Raw genomic sequence first — 19,201 nt, forward strand, 5'->3', positions numbered from 1 at the left:
TTTCAGGTTCGGATCGGTATCAGGGTCGCCCCCTCTCGCGCCCGAAATGATCGCAGCAACGCGACTGCTCGGATGGCGCCTCAGTTGCAGCCGAGGACGATGCCATCATCCTCGCTTTCACGAGTGAACACGAGACGGGCGGCTACATCACAGACAAGCATGACCTCACTCTCGTCGAGGTGACCTGACCGGTCCAGCACCCTCACGGAACCCATGCGGCCCTCGGACCACGTCCCTGTCATTCACCCCTCCTGCCCCTCTCTAGGCTCAGCGCATGGGGATCACTCGGGCCGGTCGCGAGACAGACCCCACGCCCGGCGCGACATCCCCGTTGACCACGTTCACTGCACTCCTCGCGGGCGCGTGTGCGGGACTGAACATCGGAGCTGCCTCCGCGGCATTCCTCCTGGTGCCCGTCAGTGGCGCGGGCCCTTTCGTCCTCTTCCTCCGCTTCGTCCTGATAGGCGCGCTGGTTCTCGCGCCGATCGCGACGATCTTCGTGCTGCCTCCGTTAATGCTCGGCGCGAGACGAGGTCAGACTCGCTCGACTTCGCTTCTACTCGGGGCGTGCCTCGCGACGAGCGCACTGCTGCTGCTCGGCGTGATCCTCGGGTGGGCATCATCGGGGCCGGGTTGGATCGGCGTATCAGTCGCGGTGGTTCTCACGGCCGGCCTCCTCTGTCAGTTCTCCGCCCTCCTGCTGCTCCGCATCTTCCTCGACCACCGGCGGCTCAGGACCGTCGTCCTCATCGGAACTGCCGCGGCGGCGGTGCTCGGTGGGCTGTCTCTGCCCTTGCTCTAGCACCGAGGGGCAGTCCCGTGCGCTGTCGCGCCCGGCTTGGGAGGCGCCGAAACGGGATGACGAAGGGCCCGGTCCCGCAACGGACCGGGCCCTTCGATGTCGATCAGGCGGTGGTGAAGCTCACGACCTTCGGGGCGCGCACGACGGCTCGCGCGATCGCGCGGCCGTTCAATGCTCGCGTCACCTTCTCGTCGGCGCGGGCGAGAGCCTCGAGCTCGTCCGAGGAGATCTTCGCCGAAACGCTCAACGTGCCGCGGACCTTGCCGTCGATCTGGACGACGGCCGTGACGGACTCCTCGACCAGCAGCGTCGGGTCGGGCTGACGCCACACGGCGAGACCGACGAACGGACGGTGGCCGAGCATCGCCCACATCTCCTCGGCCGTGTGCGGCGCGAACAGGTCGAGGACGACGGCGATGGCCTCGGCGGCTTCGCGGACTGCAGGGTCGGAGGCGCCCGCACCGGTGTCGATGACCTTCCGCGTCGCGTTCACGAGCTCCATCAGGCGCGCCACCACGACGTTGAACTTCGTCTGCTCGACGAGCCCCGGAACGTCCGCCCACATCCGGTGCGTGACGCGGCGCAGAGCGGTGTCGCCCTCCGCCCACACGACATCCGTCTCGCTGTCGACGTCTGCCGCGACGCGCAAGGCGCGGGCGAGGAACTTCGCAGCGCCCGTGGTCGAGACATCCGCCCAGTCCTTGTCGTCCTCCACCGGACCGGCGAAGGCGAGGGCGACGCGCAGAACGTCGGCACCGTGCTGTTCAAGCTCCTCCTGGAACAGGACGAGGTTGCCCTTGCTCTTCGACATCTTCGCGCCGTCGAGGATGACCATGCCCTGGTTGATGAGGCTCGAGAAGGGCTCGGTGAACTCCACCTGGCCCATGTCGAACAACGCCTTGGTGATGAACCGCGCATAGAGCAGGTGCAGGATCGCGTGCTCGACGCCGCCGATGTAGAAGTCGACGGGACCCCACTTGTCGGCCTCAGCCGGCGCGAACGGCTGCCCGGCGTCGTTCGGCGACAGGAAGCGCAGGAAGTACCAGGAGCTGTCGACGAAGGTGTCCATCGTGTCGGGGTCGCGACGCGCCGGCTCGCCCGTCTCGGGGTCGGTCGTCGTCACCCAGTCGGTCGCCGCACCCAGCGGCGACGCGCCCTTCGGGGTGAGGTCGAGTCCCTCGACCGAGGGCAGACGCACGGGCAGCTCGTCGGCGGGAACCGGGACGATGCGGCCGTCCTCGGTGTGGATCATCGGGATGGGCGTGCCCCAGAAGCGCTGCCGCGAGATGAGCCAATCGCGCAGGCGGTAGGTCTTGGCGGCGCGACCGGTGCCGCTCGCCGTGAGCTGCTCGATGGCGCGCGCGATCGCGTTGCGCTTGCTCAGACCATCGAGAGCGCCCGAGTTGATCATCCGGCCGTCGCCGGTCAGCGCCACCCCGGTGCGGGCCGGGTCGAGGTCGTCGAGCTCGGACGCCGGCATGACGGGCACGCCGTCCTCATCCAGCTCGATGACCGGCACGGCACCCGTGACCGGCGCCGTCGTGTCGACGACGACGCGAACGGGCAGGTCGAAGGCGCGGGCGAAGTCGAGGTCGCGCTGGTCGTGCGCGGGAACGGCCATGACCGCCCCGTGTCCGTAGTCGGCGAGCACGTAGTCGGCGGCCCAGATCGGCAGCCGCTCCCCGTTGATCGGGTTGATGGCGAAACGGTCGAGGAAGACTCCCGTCTTCGGGCGGTCCGCCGTCTGCCGGTCGATCTCACTCGTCTTCTGCACCGTCTGCAGATAATCCTGGAAGCGCGTGCGCACCTCTTCGGAGGAGTCCGCGACGAGCTCGGCGGCGAGGTCCGAGTCCGGCGCGACGACCATGAAGGTCGCGCCGTGCAGGGTGTCGGGGCGCGTCGAGAACACGGTGACTGTCTCGGCCCGTCCCTCGATCTCGAAGTCGATGTCAGCGCCGACCGAACGGCCGATCCAGTTGCGCTGCATCTGGATGACCTTCTGCGGCCAGAACCCCTCGAGCTGGTTCAGGTCGTCGAGCAGCCGGTCGGCGTACTCGGTGATCTTGAAATACCACTGGGTCAGCTTCTTCTTGACGACCTCGTTGCCGCAGCGCTCGCAGCGGCCGTCGACGACCTGCTCGTTCGCGAGCACGGTCTGGTCGTGCGGGCACCAGTTGACCGGGCTCTCCTTGCGGTAGGCCAGGCCCTTCTCGTACAGCTTCTGGAACAGCCACTGGTTCCACGTGTAGTACTCGGGGTCGCTCGTGTGGAGCACGCGGCTCCAGTCGAACGAGACGCCGTACTCGTGCAGGCTCTGCTTCTGCTGCGCGATGTTGTCGTACGTCCAGGCCCGGGGGTCGGCGCCGCGCTTGATCGCGGCGTTCTCGGCGGGCAGACCGAAGCTGTCCCAGCCGATCGGGTGCAGCACGTTGTATCCGCGGTGGCGCCAGAACCGGGCGACGATGTCGGAGTAGAGGTAGTTCTCGGCGTGCCCCATGTGCAGGTCGCCGGAGGGGTACGGGAACATCGCGAGGACGTACTTGCGGGGGCGCTTGTCGTCGTCGCCACCGGCCCGGAAGGGATCGGCGTCGGCCCAGGCGCGCTGCCACTTCGCCTGGATGGCGTGGGCGTCGAAAGCGGCGGAATCGGGCGCGGTCGCGCGATCAGTCGAAGTGTCGGTCACGGGTGAACCAATCTGGGAAGTGCGAGATGGGCGCGAAAGCGCATGTTCCAGGCTACCGGACCCGTTCCTGCCAGCGCGGCGGCAGCACGGCTCCCAGTGCGGCGAGCGGCGCGCGCGCCTTTAGTGCGACCTCCTCGACCTCCGCGTCGGGCTCCGAGCCCCACGTGATCCCCCCGCCCGCCCCGACGTAGGCGCGCTCGCCCGCGATGACGACCGAACGGATCACCATCGCGAGATCGCCGCTTCCGTCGTCGCCGAGCCAGCCGAAGCAACCGGCGAACACACCTCGCGGGGCCGCCTCGAGCTCGTGCAGGATCGTCATCGCCGACAGCTTCGGCGCTCCCGTCATGCTGCCCGCCGGGAACGTCGCCGCGAGGACGTCCGAGAAGCGGATGCCGCGCCGCAGGGTGCCCGCGACGGTGCTGACGAGCTGATGCACGGTGGGATAGGTCTCGACCTCGAGCAGTCGCTCGACGGTGACCGATCCCGGAACGCACACCCGCTGCAGGTCGTTGCGCATGAGGTCCACGATCATCACGTTCTCGGCCCGCTCCTTCGGGCTCGCGACGAGCTCTGCCGCCAGCGCCCGGTCGGCGGCGTCATCGCCGCCGCGGCGCCGCGTGCCCTTGATCGGGCTCGTGCGGACGGTTCCCGCATCGAGTTGCAGGAATCGCTCGGGACTGACGCTCACGAGTGCCGAGGCCCCCGATCGGATCACCGCGCCGTGATGCGATGACGCGGCCGCGCGCAATCGCTCGAAGGTCTCGAGCGGGTCGATCGCCGCCGCGCTCGCGACGTCGAACCGGGTGGTGAGGCACAGCTGATAAGCGTCACCGCGGCGGATCGCGGCGCGACAGCCTTCGACCAGCTCGGCGTACACGTCGGGCTCCACGCGTGCGAGCGCGGCGCCGCGCTGCGGAGGCTCGGTCGTCGCAGCGCGCGTCGCCGCCGCCTCGCGCCACCCCGCCACCGTGTCGGTGAACACCGCGAGCTCGGAGCTCGGACCGACGAGCCACGCGACGCGCGCGGCGTGGTCGAACGCGACGAATCGGTCGACGCGGAGCCACAGCGATGCGGGAACCGCGTCGTCGGAGCGGTGGGGGGCTCCGGCCTCAGCGGCGGCGGAGTCGTAGTCGCACCACCCGACCCAGCCCCCGCGAAAGGGGCCGGGGGCGGCGCTGGCTTCCTGCGCGCCGGGCGCCGTCCCGTCGACGAGAGGATCGGGTCGGTTCGCGAGCACACCGGTCCCCACCCAACTCCACCCCTCAGCGGCATCCACTCCGGCGTCGAGCCAGAACGCGTGCTCGTCCGGGATGCCCGGGAACAGTGCGGCCGGGTCGACCCACTCGTCGAGCGGGCGGTAGGCGAAGGTCGCAGGCACTCTCTCAGGCTATGCCGCCGCTGGCGGGCCCTAGGCTCAGAGGGTGAACGAGATCCTCGACTGGATTCTGGACACGGTGCAGAACATCGACCCGGTGCTGCGCACTGTCGTCGCAGGGATCGCGATCATGCTCGAGACCAGCGTCCTCGTCGGTCTCGTCGTCCCCGGCGACACTGTTGTGATCGTCGCCTCGACGGCGGTCGGAAGCGTCGGCGAAGGCTTCCTCCTCGGAGCGGCGGTCGTGGTGGGCTCGCTCGCCGGCGAGTCCATCGGGTTCGCACTCGGGCGATGGCTCGGGCCGCGCATCCGTTTCTCTCGTCTCGGCCGACGCATCGGGGAGCACAACTGGGTGCGCTCGGAGCTCTACCTCCGCCGTCGCGGCGGCCCGGCCATCTTCCTGTCGCGCTTCCTCCCCGTGCTGCACTCGCTCGTACCGCTCACGGTCGGAATGAGTGGCTACTCGTATCGACGCTTCATCGCCTGGACGGCCCCCGCCTGCCTCATCTGGACCTCCCTCTATGTCGGTGTGGTCGCTGCCGCGGCGAAGACGTACCGGGCTGTGTCGGACAACATCCAGTACGCGGGCTACCTCTTCGTCGCGATCATCGTCGTCTTCCTCATCGGTGCATACCTCCTCAAGCGCGTCATCGCACGGCGCGAGGCCCGCCACCTCGCTCTCGAGGCCGAGACGAACCGCACGACCGATCCCGACATGAAAGACTGAGGCGATGGCTTCCTCACCGGCTCCGCGGAAGAAGATCCTGTGGCTCGCGCGCCTCGAGCGTCGATTCCACTCGTGGCGGGAACGACGCGCCCGCGCCCGCGGTCAGCGCCCCACCGTCGCGGCCTACCCCGGCTACGGCGGCGACGGGTGGGTACGGGTACTCGGCCGCGTGCTCATCGCCCCGAAGGTTCCGCCGACCGATGGCGGCGAGTACGCGTCGGTGCGCGGCTGGCGGAGCTTCGCGTCGGTCCCGGTGGCCTTCGCGCAGGTTCGCGTGACGATCGCCGGCGTGTCGCACGACATCGTCGCCGATCGCGGCGGCGTGATCGATGCCAAACTGCCCGGCACGCTCGAGCCCGGGTGGCAGCCGGTCACGATGACCGTCGAAGGCAGCGAACCGATCGAGACCCGCGTGTTCGTGATCGGTACCGACGTCGAGTTCGGCATCGTCTCCGACATCGACGACACCGTCATGGTGACGGCGCTTCCCCGCCCCTTCGTCGCGGCGTGGAACTCCTTCGTCCTCGACGAGCATGCGCGCCAGCCCGTGCCCGGAATGGCCGTCATGCTCGAGCGCCTGACGCGCGACCGACCGGGCAGCCCGGTCATCTATCTCTCGACCGGCGCCTGGAACGTGGCGCCCACTCTGATGCGCTTCCTCCGCCGCCATGTCTTCCCTTCTGGTCCGATGCTGCTCACCGACTGGGGACCGACGCACGATCGCTGGTTCCGCAGCGGTCGCGACCACAAGGCGGAGAACCTGCGTCGCCTCGCACAGGAGTTCCCGCACGTGCGCTGGCTACTGATCGGCGACGACGGCCAGCACGACGACGCGCTCTACACCGCTTTCGCGAGCGAGCACCCGGACCGGGTTCGCGCGGTCGCCATCCGGCGGCTCTCACCCACTGAGGCCGTGCTCGCGGGTGGCCGGACGGCCGTCAATGACCACACCGCGGCGCAGGTGCCATGGGTCACCGGCTCGGACGGGGCCGCTCTGCTCGACCGGCTCGCGGGCGTCGGGGTCATCGAGAGCGACTGACGCCGGCTGAGCGACCGCCGTGTCGGCACCGCCGCGTACGCTGGTCGTATGTGCGGTCGCTTCGTCGTAGCCCGCGTCGGTTCCGAGCTGGCGGGCGTCTTGCGCGCCGAGGTCGTACCCGACGATCTGCCCGCTCCCTCGTTCAACGTCGCGCCCACGGCGCGGGCGACGATCGTGCTCGACTCGGCCAAGACGGAGCCACCCACGCGCCGGCTCGCGGCTGCGCGCTGGGGCCTCGTGCCGGCGTGGGCCAAAGACCCGAGCGTCGGCTCGCGCGCCTTCAACGCTCGGTCCGAAGAAGCGGCCGAGAAGCCCATGTTCCGCAAAGCGCTGGCCGCCCGACGCGCCGTCGTGCCCGCCTCGGGCTACTACGAGTGGCAGGGCCCCGCCGGCTCGAAGGTGCCGCACTACATCCGCCCCGCCGCCGACGAGCCGCTCTTCTTCGCCGGGCTCTACGAGTGGTGGAAGGACGAGTCACGGCCCGACGACGACGCCGACCGCTGGTTGCTCAGCTTCACGATCCTCACCCGCTCCGCCGTCGGCGGTCTCGCTGACATCCACGACCGGATGCCGCTGGTGATCGACGCCGATCACGCCGACGTCTGGCTCGACCCGACCACCGAGTACCCGGCCGATCTGCTCGACGCCGTCGTCGACGCGGCCCCCGGCGTCGTCGAGAGCTTGACCTGGTTCCCGGTCGGAGCCGCGGTCGGCAACGTGCGCAACGACGACCCGTCACTCATCGAGCCCGTGTGAGTGCGACGGTCGCTGCCGCAGCCGCGCCACCGCTCGCCCGCCTCTCGGCCGACGAATGGCGGGGCCGCGCCGAGGCGCACGCGCAGCGCGCCGATGCGCTGACGGCGGCGCATCGCGATCGATCGGCCCGCGGGCAGAAGCATCCCGTCGAGGACTTCCTCTTCACCTACTACTCGTACAAGCCCTCCGTGCTGCGCCGATGGCATCCGGGTGCCGGCATCGTGCTCCAGGACGCCCGCGAGCGCGCCGAGTGGCGCTGGTACACCCCGGTCGGCGCCGATGGCGCGCGCGTCGATGATGCCGCCTTCCGCGAGCAGCGGGGGTCGCTGTACCGCGGCGCCGTCGGCATTCTTCGCGCCACGCTGGCGCGCAACGCCGCTTTCGGTTGCTTCGGACTGCACGAGTGGGCCATGGTCTACCGCGCACAGGCCACGCGCCATGCCGTCCCCCTGCGACTCGGCAGCGTCGGGACGGATGCCGTGGTCGAGGCGCACGATCTCCGGTGCACGCACTTCGACGCCTTCCGCTTCTTCACGCCGGAAGCCGTCCCGCGCAATCGCGACCGGCTCGAGCGCGACGGGGCCGCGCAACGAGAACAGCCCGGCTGCCTGCACGCCGGCATGGACGTCTACAAGTGGATCGTGAAGCTGAGTCCGCTCGTACCCGGCGAGCTCTTGCTCGACGCTTTCGAGCTCGCCCGCGACATCCGCACGCTCGACATGCGCGCCTCTCCGTACGACCTGACCGATTGGGGCTACTCCCCCGTTCCCATCGAGACCGCCGAGGGGAAGGCACACTACGTCCGCGAGCAGCGACTCCTCAGCGAGCGGGGCCAGCTCCTCCGCCGTGCCGTGATCGACGTCCTGGACGCCGCAGCCCCAGCTCACTGACCCGGCTCTCCGGCGCGGTGGCTCGGCGCATCACCGGCCCAGAAAACACGAAATCCCCGCCGAAGCGGGGACATCGTGGACCTGAGGGGACTCGAACCCCTGACCCCCTGCATGCCATGCAGGTGCGCTACCAGCTGCGCCACAGGCCCGTGGTTTCCGCTCTCGCGGCAACTCATTTAGCTTACTACATCTCCCGGGGTGCTCGTGACCACGGCGGGCTCGATGGGGATGACGGGGCAGTCCTTCCACAGGCGCTCGAGACCGTAGTAGACCCGCTCCTGCTCGTGGAAGACGTGCACGACGAGGTCGCCGAAATCGAGCAGCACCCAGCGCGACTCGGTGCGTCCTTCGCGGCGCAGACGCTTGTGGCCGGCCTCGAGCATGCTCTCCTCCACCGCGTCCGCGATGGCAGCGACATTGCGCTCGCTGTTGCCGCTGACGAGCAGGAAGGCATCGACGAGCGGCAGGGGCTGCGAGACGTCGAGGGCGACGAGGTCTTCGCCACCCTTGGAGTCGGCGGCGGCCGCGGCGACGCCGACCATCTCGATGACGGATGCTGAACTCATTGGAAGACTCCTGTGACGAGCGCGACGATCAGCACACCGGCCAGCGCAACGGCGAGAGCACCGGCGGTGATGGCGAGGGCGACCGTCCAGCGGCTGCCCTTCTCGGGTGCCGGCGGACGGATGACGTCCTCGGCGCTCTTGATGGTGGAAATAGCCGCGCTCGCGGCGATGGGGGTGGGTGACGACGCGGGCGGCAGCTCGCCGTCCATGAGCACGGCGTCCACCTCCTTGCCGTCGGCGGAACCGGGGACGACCCCGGTCGAACCGTAGTGCTCGGGCAGCGCGAACGTACCGGTGATCAGCACCTCGCCGGTCGCGTTCACAGGGGCGACGAAGGGGCCGGCGTCCGGGTTCTGCGTGAGGATCAGAGCGTTGGGTGCGGTGAAGGCCCCGGTCGCGGCCGCACTGCGCGAGAGCAGCTGGTCGAAGGATGCCGGCACGTCGGCCGACACGGAATCGCCCGCCAGGAGGTCGGCACCGAGGTCGTTCGAGACGACGTGGCGTTCGACCTCGTCCTCGGGCTCGCCGTCGGGGGCCGTGTCGATCAGCGCGCGATCCGCGTCCGCAGGCTCCTCGACGGCCGGTGCGTCGGCGGCGCCGTCGTCCTCAGCCGGCACGTCAGCGACATCAACGACGTCCTCAGCAGGACCGTCGTGCTCGGCGGCATTCTCGCGCGGCTGCCCGTCCGCGTCACCGTCGCCGTCGACCTCGACGTGCTCGTCGGAGTCGACCTGCTGTTCGGCCTCCGCCGGCTCGCTGGCCTCGGCGTGCTCGATGCTCTCTTCGTGCGCGTCGGAGTCGGCCTGCCCGTCGGAGTCGGCGTGCTCGTCGGAGTCGGTGCGCTCGTCGGCCTCGATGTGCTCTTCGGCCGGCGCTCCGTCGTCGTCACCCGCATCCTCGCGAGAATCAGCGGCCGCCATCTCGCCCTCAGTAGGCGCTGCATGCTCGCCCGTGGTGATGATGACCGGAATCGACGCAGTGCGGATCTTCTCCTGCAGACGCGCCTGCCGGCGGGTGAGCGCCGGCGCGCCCAGGTCGGCCGAGGTCTGCGGCACCGGTGCGGGCGGCACCTCCACGGGCTCCGCCGGGCGAGGCAACGGCGCCGCGACGGGGGTCGGCTCGACGTCGGGTTCCGCGGCGGCATCCGCGCTCGCGCCCGCATCGGTGATCACGGGGTTCGACGCGGTGTTGCGCAGCTCCCGCAATTGCCGACGCGTGAGCTGCGGAGTCGATGGCTCTTGCTCGTTGTCGCTCATGCCTTGCTCCGATACAGGTGATGCTTCGCAATGTATTGGACGACGCCGTCGGGGACGAGGTACCACACCGGGTGGCCCCGACCCACGCGTGCTCGACAGTCCGTCGACGAGATGGCCAGCGCGGGGATCTCGAGCAGGCTCACGTCGTCACTGGGCAGTCCGGCGCTGCTCAGCGTGTGCCCCGGACGCGAGACCGCGACGAAGTGGGCGAGCTCCCACAGTTCATCATGGTTCCTCCAGCTGAGAATCTGCGCGATGGCGTCGGCACCCGTGATGAAGAAGAAGTCGGCCTCGGGACGCTGGGCCTTCAGATCGCGCAGCGTGTCGATCGTGTAGGTGGGCCCGTCGCGGTCGATGTCCACACGGCTCACCGTGAACATGGGATTCGACGCGGTCGCGATGACGGTCATGAGGTACCGATGCTCACCCGGTGAGACGAAGGACTTCTGCCAGGGCGTGCCCGTCGGGACGAAGATGACCTCGTCGAGATCGAAGGATTGCGCGACCTCGCTCGCGGCCACGAGGTGCCCATGGTGGATCGGGTCGAACGTGCCGCCCATCACGCCGATGCGCGGCGCACGCGTTCCCGTCATCGACGCGGCCTCAGTGGTGACCGTTCCCCGACTGCGTCAGTTCGCGTCCCTGCGCCGCGGCGTAGGCCTCGGCCTTGCCGGCGTGACGGTTCGCGACGTTCCGGTACGAGAGCGTGACGAGCCCGAGAGCGAGGAAGATGACCAGGGCGATGACGCCGAAGATCATCGTCTCCGCCTGGACGTTGCCGTGATGCTCCGTCTGTTCGGCGGCGAATGCGGTGATCGTGGCGAGGGTCATCGGGGCTCCGTTCGTTTCGCGCGGCGGCGCAGGTCAAGTTTAGGCGGTCAAGCGCGCGTCTGTCCGGCGCCGCGCGCGAGCCACTTCGTGCTGGTGAGCTCGGGCAGCCCCATCGGACCGCGTGCATGCAGCTTCTGGGTCGAGATGCCGACCTCGGCGCCGAACCCGAACTCGCCGCCGTCGGTGAACCGGGTCGACGCGTTCGCCATCACGACCGCCGCGTCGACCTCGGCGAGGAAGCGCTCGGCGTTCGCATCGTCGGCCGTGATGATCGACTCGGTGTGCATCGTCGAGTAGCGGCGGATGTGGTCGATCGCGTCGTCCAGGTCGTCGACGACGCGCATCGAGAGGTCGAGGCTCATGTGCTCGGTCGCCCAGTCGTCGTCGGTGGCGGCGACCGCCTGCGGCACGCGCCGCTGGACCTCGGCGTCTCCGTGGATGGTCACGCCCGCATCGATCAGCGCGTCCGACACCGCCGGGATGAGCCGGTCGGCGGCCGAGCGCACGACGAGCACGGTCTCGACGGCGTTGCAGACGCTGGGCCGCTGTGCCTTCGCGTTGACGACGATGTCGCGGGCCCACTCCAACGGAGCGGTCTCATCCAGCACGATGTGCACGACGCCGGCGCCGGTCTCGATGACGGGGACGGTGGACTCCGTGACGACCGTCTCGATCAGCTGCGCACTCCCCCGCGGCACGAGCACGTCGACCAGCCCGCGGGCTCGCATGAGCGCGCGCGCCCCGTCGCGGCCGAGATCATCGACGCTCTGGATGCCGCCGGGGTCGACGCCCGCTGCCTCGAGCGCCGCGCGCATCGCTGCGATGAGCGCGGCATTCGTCGCCTGCGCTGCCGACCCGCCGCGCAGGGCGACCGCGTTACCCGAGCGGAGGGCGAGTGCGGTGATGTCGACCGTGACGTTCGGACGCGCCTCGTAGATCGAGGCGACCACGCCGAAGGGCACCGTCACCTTCTGCAGCCGCACGCCGTTCGCCAGCTCCCGCTGTTCGAGCACCCGACCGACCGGGTCGGGCAGCTCGGCCACAGCGCGCACGGCGTCGGCGAGGGATGCCACCCGCGCGGCATCCAGCAGCAGCCGGTCACGCAGTCCGGACGAGATCCCGTCGTCGTCGCCGCGGGCGAGATCGGACGCGTTCGCCTCGATGATGGCCGGTGTCTGCGCGACGATCTCATCGGCGATGCCGCGGAGCAGCGCGGCTTTCGCGGCGTCGTCGAGTAGACCGATCTGACGGGCGGCGCGCTGAGCCGAGCGCAGCCGCTCGGCGACATCGGTGGCGACTGCAGTGCTCATCCCGTCAGTCTATCCAGCCGGGTCGAACGCCTCGTCGAGCGGGATCGAGCCGGTCCCCGCCGCGACCTCGGGCTGCGGGTTCGCGGCGAACCACGTGCCGATGTCAGCGCCGGCCAGTGCGTCGGCGGCCAGGTCGATGCTCGTGACGAGAGCCGCCACGCCCCCGTCGGCGGCGAGCCGCGCGGCCGAGGCCTTCGTCGCCGCGCCCCCGGTGCCGACGCTGTTGACGACGGTCGCGCCGAACTGGAACTGACTCAGGTCGTCGCCGTACGCGATCTCGCGGATCGGCTGCGCGCCCGGCTCGCTCGGCGGGCGGGTGTAGAGGCAGGCGATGTCGCTCAGGAGCACGAGGGCGTCGGCTCCGATCAGCCGCGCGACGAGAGCGGCCAGCCGATCGTTGTCGCCGAAGCGGATCTCATGGGTCGCGACGGTGTCGTTCTCGTTGACGATCGGCAGGATGCGCAGGCCCAGCAGCCGTTCCATTGCCCGCCGCGCGTTCGAACGATGCGTCGGGTCCTCGAAGTCGCCCGCCGTCAGCAGCACCTGACCCGCGACGATGCCGAAGGCGCGCAGCGCGCTCTGGTAGCGGTAGACGAGGACGTTCTGGCCGACCGCCGCCGCGGCCTGCTGCGTCGCGAGGTCGGTCGGACGCTCGTCGAGCCGCAGATAGGGCATGCCCGTCGCGATGGCGCCGGAGGAGACGAGCACGACCTCGGTACCGCGCGCGTGCGCGGCGGCCAGCGCGTCGACGAGCAGGTCGATCTTGCCGGCGTTCTCGCCGCTGATCGACGACGAGCCGACCTTCACCACGACACGACGGGCGCCGTTGAGCTCGGCCCGCGAGCGCGCGGTCACTCCTCGTCCCCGTCGGCACCTCGCGACTTCTCGGCACGGCGCTCCGCCTCGAGCTCGGCACGCGCCTCCGCCTTGGCGTCCATGCGCTCGTGGTAGCGCTCACGGCGCTCGCTCGAGGTACGGCGGCCGTTGAGGTCCAGACGCGGGTCCGTTCCACGCGGAGCCGTCATGAGCTCGGCGGGCGAGGACAGCGTCGGGTGCCAGTCGAAGACGATGCCGTCGCCCTCGCCGATGACCACCGTCGATCCGGGTGTCGCGCCCGCGCGGTAGAGCTCGGTCTCGACGCCGAGCTTCTCGAGCCGGTCGGCGAGGAAGCCCACGGCCTCTTCGTTCTGGAAGTCCGTCTGCTGGACCCAGCGCACGGGCTTCTCGCCGAGGATGCGGTACACGTTGCCGTACGTGCCGCCTTCGACACGGATCGTGAAGTCGCGCTCGCTCCCCTTCGGGCGGATGACGATTCGCTCGGCGGGGCCGTCGTCGACCGTCGCCGCTCGATGCTCGGACACCAGCTCGGCCATCGCGAACGAGAGCTCGCGCAGACCCTGGCGGCTCACCGTCGACACGTCGAACACGCGGTATCCGCGAGCCTCGAGGTCGGGGCGAACCAGCTCCGCGAGCTCGCGCGCCTCGGGCACATCGGTCTTGTTCAACGCGATGAGCTGGGGACGCTCGAGCAGCGGCACCTGGCCTTCCGGCACGGGATACGCGCCGAGCTCGGCGAGGATCACGTCGAGGTCGGTGAGGGGGTCGCGCCCGGGCTCCAGAGTCGCGCAGTCGAGCACGTGCACGAGCGCCGAACAGCGCTCGACGTGGCGCAGGAACTCGAGGCCGAGACCACGACCTTCACTGGCGCCTTCGATGAGGCCCGGCACATCGGCGATCGTGTAGCGCACGTCGCCCGCCTGCACGACACCGAGGTTCGGGTGCAGGGTCGTGAACGGGTAGTCGGCGATCTTGGGGCGTGCGGCCGAGACCGCGGCGATCAAGCTCGACTTGCCCGCGGACGGGAAGCCCACGAGCGCGATGTCGGCGACGGTCTTGAGCTCGAGCAGGACATCGCCCTCCCACCCGGGGGTGCCGAGCAGAGCGAAGCCGGGCGCCTTGCGCTTGGGTGAGGCGAGGGCGGCATTGCCGAGCCCGCCCTGGCCGCCGGGCGCGGCGATGAACCGCATGCCGGGGACGACCATGTCGACGAGAGTCTCGCCGTTGGGGTCCTTCACGACCGTGCCGACGGGAACCGGGAGTTCGAGGTGCTCACCGGCGGCGCCCGATCGGTTGTCCCCCATGCCGAAGCCGCCGTTGCCGCCGGAGCGGTGCGGCGAGTGGTGGTACGACAGGAGCGTCGTCACCTGCGGATCGGCGACGAGGACGACATCCCCGCCGTTGCCCCCGTTGCCCCCGTCGGGACCTGCCAGCGGCTTGAACTTCTCGCGGCGCACCGACACACAGCCGTTGCCGCCCTTGCCGGCGCGCAGATGCAGCGTCACCCGGTCGACGAACGTCACCATGCGGTGCCTCCTGAAAACAGGGCGAGGGGCGAGCCGAAGCCCGCCCCTCGCCGCGAAGTGGTGTGAGCCGAATTACTCGGCGGCCGCCACGATGTTGACGACCTTGCGGCCGCCCTTCGTGCCGAACTCGACAGCGCCTGCTGCGAGAGCGAACAGAGTGTCGTCGCCGCCACGGCCGACGTTGGCGCCGGGGTGGAAGTGCGTGCCACGCTGGCGGACGAGGATCTCGCCGGCGAGGACGGCCTGGCCGCCGAAGCGCTTCACGCCGAGGCGCTGTGCGTTGGAGTCACGACCGTTACGGGTGGAGCTTGCGCCCTTTTTGTGTGCCATCTCTGCGTCTCCCTGGCTTACTTGATGCCGGTGATCTTGACGCGCGTGAGGTCCTGACGGTGGCCCTGGCGCTTCTTGTAGCCGGTCTTGTTCTTGAACTTCTGGATCACGATCTTCGGGCCGCGCTCCTCACCGAGAACCTCGGCGGTGACCGTGACCTTCGCGAGCTTGTCAGCGTCGGTGGTCACGGCGTCGCCGTCGACGAGAAGGACGGCGGGAAGCTCGAGCTTGTCGCCGATCTGAGCCGCCTGACGGTCCAGGACGACGATCGTGCCGACCTCGACCTTTTCCTGACGGCCGCCGGCGCGCACAACTGCGTAAACCACTTCACACCTGTTTCTTCTGTGGAGCGCACGGCTCCGATTGTCTTTGCGAGACTGGAAAGTCTTGGTGCGCATCCCGCAGATGGCCCTGCGGCTGAGACGGTATCGTGACGGGTCGTCGCCGAACTCGCTGCACCAAGGGTCCACTTTACCGGATGCTGCGTCATCCGGCAAAAGGAGGCGATGGTGTGTCGCGCCGAGCCCTCTCCCGCCCGGCCGTCCGTAGGATCGGACGATGGCGATCCTCATCGACGACCCCCGGTGGCCGGCGCACGGCCGCCTCTGGTCGCACCTGGTCAGCGACAGCGACCTCGAGGAGCTCCACGCGTTCGCTCGACGACACGACCTGCCGCCCCGCAGCTTCGACCTCGACCATTACGACGTACCGGATGCCGCCTTCGACCGGCTCGTCGCTGGCGGTGCCGAGCACGTCTCCGGCCACGAGCTCGTCCGCCGGCTCATCGCCTCGGGGCTGCGCGTCACCGCGCGCGAACGCCGCGGCCGCTGAGCGCGGGCCGCGGCGTTCGCGGGGTTCGGTGCGGCGGCGTCAGTCGTCGCTCACCGGTGCAGCCGACACGGGCGTGCCGCTGAGTGCGGCGGTCGTCACGCGGCGGCGGCCGCGGCCCTGGCCGGGGGCCTTCGGCTCGGGCAGGGCATTCAGCACCGAGTCGAGCAGCAGATCCTTCTCGGTGCGCGGACCCTTCGCCTCGGACTTCTTGCGACGCGGCTTCTTGGGCCGCTCGACGGGCGCGAGCTCGACGTCGGCGACCGGAGCGGCCAGCTCGGCATCCTCGTCGGCCGCGGAAGGCTGAATGGTCGAGGCCGCGATCTGCGCGAGCGCGGACTTCGCACCCTCGGTGATGACGTGCGTGCCGCCGTTCGCAGGAGCCGGCGGCGTGTTGCCGGCGCCACGCCCGCCTCGACGCGACGAGCCATTGCCGCCGTTCTGCCCCGCGCCACCGCGGTGCTTGACGACCGGGTCGTGGTGGACGATGACGCCGCGGCCCGCGCAGACGTCGCACGCCTCGCTGAAGGTCTCGAGCAGCCCCAGGCCGAGCTTCTTGCGCGTCATCTGGACGAGACCGAGCGAGGTGACCTCGGCGACCTGGTGCTTCGTCCGGTCACGGCTGAGGCACTCGATGAGCCGCCGCAGTACGAGGTCGCGGTTGGACTCCAGCACCATGTCGATGAAGTCGACGACGATGATGCCGCCGATGTCGCGCAGGCGCAGCTGGCGGACGATCTCCTCCGCCGCTTCGAGGTTGTTCTTCGTGACCGTCTCTTCGAGGTTGCCGCCGGAGCCGACGAACTTGCCGGTGTTCACGTCGACCACGGTCATCGCCTCGGTGCGGTCGATGACGAGCGAGCCGCCCGAGGGCAGCCATACCTTGCGGTCGAGGGCCTTCTCGATCTGCTCCGTGACGCGGAAGGCGTCAAACGGGTCCTGTTCGTCCTCGTACTTCTCGACCCGCTCGAGCAGGTCCGGGGCGACGCCAGTGAGGTAAGAGGTGATCGTCGCGTGCGCCTCGTCGCCCTGGATGAGCATGCGCGAGAAGTCCTCGTTGAACACGTCGCGGACGATCTTGACGAGCAGGTCGGGCTCGGAGTGCAGCAGCGCAGGCGCCTGGATCTTCTCGAGCTGCGAGCTGATGTGCTCCCACTGCGAGGTCAGGCGCTGCACGTCGCGCGTCAGCTGCTCCTCGGTCGCGCCCTCGGCCGCGGTGCGCACGATGACGCCGCTCGACTCGGGCAGCACCTCCTTGAGGATGCGCTTGAGGCGCGCGCGCTCGGTGTCGGGAAGTTTGCGCGAGATGCCGTTCATCGCGCCGCCGGGCACGTACACGAGGTAGCGGCCCGGAAGCGAGATCTGGCTCGTCAGTCGCGCGCCCTTGTGGCCGACGGGGTCCTTGGTCACCTGGACCAGCACGCGGTCACCCGACTTGAGCGCCAGCTCGATGCGTCGCGGCTGGTTGCCGGTCTCGACGGCATCCCAGTCGACCTCGCCGGAGTACAGGACGGCGTTGCGGCCCCGGCCGATGTCGACGAACGCCGCCTCCATGCTGGGCAACACGTTCTGCACGCGTCCGAGGTAGACGTTGCCGATGAGCGAGGCGTCCTGGTTGCGCGCGACGTAGTGCTCGACGAGCACGTTGTCCTCGAGGACGGCGATCTGGATGCGGCCGTTCTTCGAGCGCACGATCATGACGCGGTCGACCGCCTCGCGTCGCGCCAGGAACTCGGCCTCGGTGACGACAGTGCGCCGACGACCCGCCTCGCGACCGTCCCGGCGACGCTGCTTCTTGGCTTCGAGCCGGGTGGAGCCCTTGATGCGCTGCGGCTCGGTGATGAGCTCGACGGCGCGCTGACGCGGAGCCGGCTCGGGGGTCTCGTCCGCACTCGCTCCCCCGCGGCGCCGGCCGCGGCGACGGGCGCTCGAGGTGCCGCCGCCGGAGAATGCGTCGTCGTCTACCTCGTCGATGCGCGGCGGCAGCGGCGTGATCTCGGGAGCGTAGAAGTGCAGCTCGGTCGAGACGGCCGAGACGAAGTCGGCCGGCAGCAGTCCGAGCGAGACGGCTGTGAGCGGCTCGGGCTTCGCGGGAGCGGCGCTCTGCTCGGGCTCGGACTGCTCCGCCGTCTCCGTCTCGGGCTCGGGGGCGGCGGCCGGCTCGGGCTCAGCGGTCGGCTCGGGGGCGGCAGCCGGCTCGGGCTCTGCGGTCGGCTCGGGGTCTGCGTCCGGCTCGGGCTGCTCCGCCGGCTCCGACTCCGTGACCGGCTCGGGGTCTGCGACCGGATCCGGGTCCGCGGGTGACGCGGCATCCTCGTCGTTCCCCGAGAGTTCCGGGGCCGCCTCGTCGGGTGACGACGTCGCGGGCTGCGTGTCGTCGGAGGCACGTCCGCTGTCGATGTGCTCCTCGACAGCGTCGATCGAGGTCACCGCGTCGGCGAGCTCGGCGGCGGCGGGGTCGACGGGCGCCGAAGCGTCATCGGCGGTCGGATTGTCGTTGCGATCATCGGCCATCACTGGCGTACTCCTCTTCGGGCGGCACCGCGCGCCACCCGGCACATCTCTGGCGGCGTCGCTCCCGGAAGGACGAGCCGCGAACTCACTCGGTGTGCAGCCGGCTCTCGGCGCGGCCTGCGTGGGCAGCCATTGCCCGAAGTCTCTCGTGATGCACTGGCGCAGCGCGGCTGCGAACGAGCATCGACGACCATTATCGCACTACCGGCGTCGGGCTGTGGGACGCGGGGCTGCGCGCGCTCGCGGCGGGGCCATCGACGCCGGTGCGATAATCGCCCTCATGTCCGCTTCCAGCACTCGCGCGCGCCCCGTCTTCCTGGCCGTCTGGCTGATCGTGGCGGGCGTCATCGGGTGGATCGCGGCGTTCGCGCTCACGACCGAGCGCATCCACCTTCTGCAGGACTCGACCGCCACCGCCTCATGCGACTTCAACTTGGTCGTGCAGTGCGGCGCGAACCTAACCTCGTGGCAGGGATCGGTCTTCGGGTTCCCCAACCCGCTGCTCGGGGTCACCGGCTGGGTGGCGCCGATCGTCGTGGGCGCAGCCATCCTCGCGGGCGCCCGGTTCTCGCGCTGGTTCTGGCTGGCCTTCTGGGCGGGTATCGCCCTCGCGTTCGGCTTCGTCGTCTGGCTGATCTCCCAGAGCATCTTCGTCCTGGGCACCCTGTGCCCCTGGTGCATGGTGACGTGGTTCGTCACCATCCCGACCTTCTACGCCGTCACCCTGCACCTGCTGCGATCCGGCGTCATACCGGTGCCCCGCCGTGCCCGGTCGGCCGCCGCCGGTCTCATCGCGTGGGTGCCGCTCATGGCGGTGCTGAGCTACGTCGCAATCGCCGTCGTCGCGCAGGTCCGTCTCGACTGGATCGGCTTCCTCTGACGACGAAGCCCGCGAGCCGGCGCCGTGCGCTGACTCGCGGGCCGGATG

Annotated in this window: 19 protein-coding genes and 1 tRNA gene; 7 read left to right on the top strand and 13 right to left on the bottom strand. The window is 70.0% G+C overall.

What is annotated here, in order from left to right:
* Positions 1 to 274: 274 nt before the first annotated feature.
* A complete protein-coding gene (locus JOF37_RS01540; RefSeq protein WP_210004463.1) occupies positions 275 to 802 on the top strand; it encodes a hypothetical protein in 528 nt (175 codons plus the stop codon).
* A 103-nt stretch (positions 803 to 905) separates the two neighbouring features.
* Here the strand turns inward: JOF37_RS01540 and leuS are convergent, their stop codons facing one another.
* Both leuS and JOF37_RS01550 read right to left on the bottom strand, forming a co-directional pair.
* Positions 906 to 3,485 carry a leucine--tRNA ligase gene (gene leuS / locus JOF37_RS01545; RefSeq protein ID WP_210004465.1) on the bottom strand — a complete coding sequence of 860 codons (2,580 nt, stop codon included), beginning with the start codon at positions 3,483 to 3,485 and terminating at the stop codon, positions 906 to 908.
* A 52-nt stretch (positions 3,486 to 3,537) separates the two neighbouring features.
* Positions 3,538 to 4,866 carry an anthranilate synthase component I family protein gene (locus JOF37_RS01550; protein ID WP_210004467.1) on the bottom strand — a complete coding sequence of 443 codons (1,329 nt, stop codon included), beginning with the start codon at positions 4,864 to 4,866 and terminating at the stop codon, positions 3,538 to 3,540.
* Positions 4,867 to 4,909: 43 nt separating this feature from the next.
* Between JOF37_RS01550 and JOF37_RS01555 the strand changes: the two genes are divergently transcribed.
* The 4 genes from JOF37_RS01555 to JOF37_RS01570 are packed head-to-tail and all read left to right on the top strand — an operon-like array spanning position 4,910 to position 8,275.
* Positions 4,910 to 5,590 (top strand): DedA family protein, encoded by a 681-nt coding sequence (locus JOF37_RS01555; RefSeq protein ID WP_210004468.1) that lies wholly within the window; start codon positions 4,910 to 4,912, stop codon positions 5,588 to 5,590.
* A 4-nt stretch (positions 5,591 to 5,594) separates the two neighbouring features.
* Positions 5,595 to 6,629: an App1 family protein phosphatidate phosphatase gene (locus JOF37_RS01560; protein ID WP_210004469.1), complete on the top strand. Its 1,035-nt coding sequence runs from the start codon at positions 5,595 to 5,597 to the stop codon at positions 6,627 to 6,629.
* Positions 6,630 to 6,677: 48 nt separating this feature from the next.
* A complete protein-coding gene (locus JOF37_RS01565) occupies positions 6,678 to 7,385 on the top strand; it encodes an SOS response-associated peptidase (RefSeq protein ID WP_210004470.1) in 708 nt (235 codons plus the stop codon).
* Positions 7,382 to 8,275, top strand: coding sequence for a 3-methyladenine DNA glycosylase (locus JOF37_RS01570; protein ID WP_210004471.1), 894 nt, complete (start codon positions 7,382 to 7,384; stop codon positions 8,273 to 8,275). Before JOF37_RS01565 ends, JOF37_RS01570 begins: the two co-directional genes overlap by 4 nt.
* 76 nt (positions 8,276 to 8,351) lie before the next feature.
* Here JOF37_RS01570 and JOF37_RS01575 read toward each other — a convergent pair.
* The 10 genes from JOF37_RS01575 to rplU form a co-directional block, all read right to left on the bottom strand.
* A tRNA-Ala gene (locus tag JOF37_RS01575) sits at positions 8,352 to 8,424 on the bottom strand.
* A 27-nt stretch (positions 8,425 to 8,451) separates the two neighbouring features.
* Positions 8,452 to 8,841: a ribosome silencing factor gene (gene rsfS / locus JOF37_RS01580; protein WP_245338077.1), complete on the bottom strand. Its 390-nt coding sequence runs from the start codon at positions 8,839 to 8,841 to the stop codon at positions 8,452 to 8,454.
* Positions 8,838 to 10,097 carry a hypothetical protein gene (locus tag JOF37_RS01585; protein ID WP_210004472.1) on the bottom strand — a complete coding sequence of 420 codons (1,260 nt, stop codon included), beginning with the start codon at positions 10,095 to 10,097 and terminating at the stop codon, positions 8,838 to 8,840. The genes rsfS and JOF37_RS01585 overlap by 4 nt, the downstream gene beginning before the upstream one ends.
* Positions 10,094 to 10,690, bottom strand: a complete 597-nt coding sequence (gene nadD, locus JOF37_RS01590; RefSeq protein WP_210004473.1) for a nicotinate-nucleotide adenylyltransferase — start codon at positions 10,688 to 10,690, stop codon at positions 10,094 to 10,096. Before nadD ends, JOF37_RS01585 begins: the two co-directional genes overlap by 4 nt.
* 10 nt (positions 10,691 to 10,700) lie before the next feature.
* Positions 10,701 to 10,928, bottom strand: coding sequence for a hypothetical protein (locus tag JOF37_RS01595; RefSeq protein ID WP_210004476.1), 228 nt, complete (start codon positions 10,926 to 10,928; stop codon positions 10,701 to 10,703).
* Positions 10,929 to 10,975: 47 nt separating this feature from the next.
* Positions 10,976 to 12,238 (bottom strand): glutamate-5-semialdehyde dehydrogenase, encoded by a 1,263-nt coding sequence (locus tag JOF37_RS01600; RefSeq protein WP_210004478.1) that lies wholly within the window; start codon positions 12,236 to 12,238, stop codon positions 10,976 to 10,978.
* 9 nt (positions 12,239 to 12,247) lie between these two features.
* Positions 12,248 to 13,093, bottom strand: a complete 846-nt coding sequence (gene proB, locus JOF37_RS01605; protein WP_210004480.1) for a glutamate 5-kinase — start codon at positions 13,091 to 13,093, stop codon at positions 12,248 to 12,250.
* Complete coding sequence (obgE, locus tag JOF37_RS01610) at positions 13,090 to 14,601, bottom strand: GTPase ObgE (RefSeq protein WP_210004481.1); 1,512 nt, start codon at positions 14,599 to 14,601, stop codon at positions 13,090 to 13,092. The genes proB and obgE overlap by 4 nt, the downstream gene beginning before the upstream one ends.
* Before the next feature lie 72 nt (positions 14,602 to 14,673).
* The gene (gene rpmA, locus JOF37_RS01615) at positions 14,674 to 14,931 is read right to left on the bottom strand and encodes a 50S ribosomal protein L27 (RefSeq protein ID WP_210004483.1); all 258 of its coding nucleotides are present in this window, start codon (positions 14,929 to 14,931) and stop codon (positions 14,674 to 14,676) included.
* A gap of 17 nt (positions 14,932 to 14,948) precedes the next feature.
* Complete coding sequence (gene rplU / locus JOF37_RS01620) at positions 14,949 to 15,257, bottom strand: 50S ribosomal protein L21 (protein ID WP_023950787.1); 309 nt, start codon at positions 15,255 to 15,257, stop codon at positions 14,949 to 14,951.
* Positions 15,258 to 15,489: 232 nt separating this feature from the next.
* Here rplU and JOF37_RS01625 point away from each other — a divergent pair, with 232 nt between their 5' ends.
* On the top strand, positions 15,490 to 15,762 hold the full coding sequence (locus JOF37_RS01625; protein WP_210004485.1) for a DUF4031 domain-containing protein: 273 nt from the start codon (positions 15,490 to 15,492) through the stop codon (positions 15,760 to 15,762).
* A gap of 39 nt (positions 15,763 to 15,801) precedes the next feature.
* On the opposite strand, the gene JOF37_RS01630 is transcribed toward JOF37_RS01625, so the two are convergent.
* Complete coding sequence (locus JOF37_RS01630) at positions 15,802 to 18,273, bottom strand: Rne/Rng family ribonuclease (RefSeq protein ID WP_210007631.1); 2,472 nt, start codon at positions 18,271 to 18,273, stop codon at positions 15,802 to 15,804.
* A 280-nt stretch (positions 18,274 to 18,553) separates the two neighbouring features.
* Here JOF37_RS01630 and JOF37_RS01635 point away from each other — a divergent pair, with 280 nt between their 5' ends.
* Positions 18,554 to 19,153: a vitamin K epoxide reductase family protein gene (locus JOF37_RS01635; protein WP_210004508.1), complete on the top strand. Its 600-nt coding sequence runs from the start codon at positions 18,554 to 18,556 to the stop codon at positions 19,151 to 19,153.
* Positions 19,154 to 19,201: the final 48 nt, after the last annotated feature.

The organism is Microbacterium imperiale (assembly GCF_017876655.1).
In the GTDB taxonomy this organism is placed as follows: Bacteria; Actinomycetota; Actinomycetes; order Actinomycetales; family Microbacteriaceae; genus Microbacterium; species Microbacterium imperiale.

Coding starts and splice junctions, on each gene's coding strand:
- JOF37_RS01540 (WP_210004463.1), top strand. CDS start 275: ATGGGGATCACTCGGGCCGGTCGCGAGACAGACCCCACGCCCGGCGCG.
- JOF37_RS01560 (WP_210004469.1), top strand. CDS start 5,595: ATGGCTTCCTCACCGGCTCCGCGGAAGAAGATCCTGTGGCTCGCGCGC.
- JOF37_RS01565 (WP_210004470.1), top strand. CDS start 6,678: ATGTGCGGTCGCTTCGTCGTAGCCCGCGTCGGTTCCGAGCTGGCGGGC.
- rsfS (WP_245338077.1), bottom strand. CDS start 8,841: ATGAGTTCAGCATCCGTCATCGAGATGGTCGGCGTCGCCGCGGCCGCC.
- JOF37_RS01585 (WP_210004472.1), bottom strand. CDS start 10,097: ATGAGCGACAACGAGCAAGAGCCATCGACTCCGCAGCTCACGCGTCGG.
- nadD (WP_210004473.1), bottom strand. CDS start 10,690: ATGACGGGAACGCGTGCGCCGCGCATCGGCGTGATGGGCGGCACGTTC.
- JOF37_RS01595 (WP_210004476.1), bottom strand. CDS start 10,928: ATGACCCTCGCCACGATCACCGCATTCGCCGCCGAACAGACGGAGCAT.
- JOF37_RS01600 (WP_210004478.1), bottom strand. CDS start 12,238: ATGAGCACTGCAGTCGCCACCGATGTCGCCGAGCGGCTGCGCTCGGCT.
- obgE (WP_210004481.1), bottom strand. CDS start 14,601: ATGGTGACGTTCGTCGACCGGGTGACGCTGCATCTGCGCGCCGGCAAG.
- rpmA (WP_210004483.1), bottom strand. CDS start 14,931: ATGGCACACAAAAAGGGCGCAAGCTCCACCCGTAACGGTCGTGACTCC.
- JOF37_RS01625 (WP_210004485.1), top strand. CDS start 15,490: ATGGCGATCCTCATCGACGACCCCCGGTGGCCGGCGCACGGCCGCCTC.
- JOF37_RS01630 (WP_210007631.1), bottom strand. CDS start 18,273: ATGGCCGATGATCGCAACGACAATCCGACCGCCGATGACGCTTCGGCG.
- JOF37_RS01635 (WP_210004508.1), top strand. CDS start 18,554: ATGTCCGCTTCCAGCACTCGCGCGCGCCCCGTCTTCCTGGCCGTCTGG.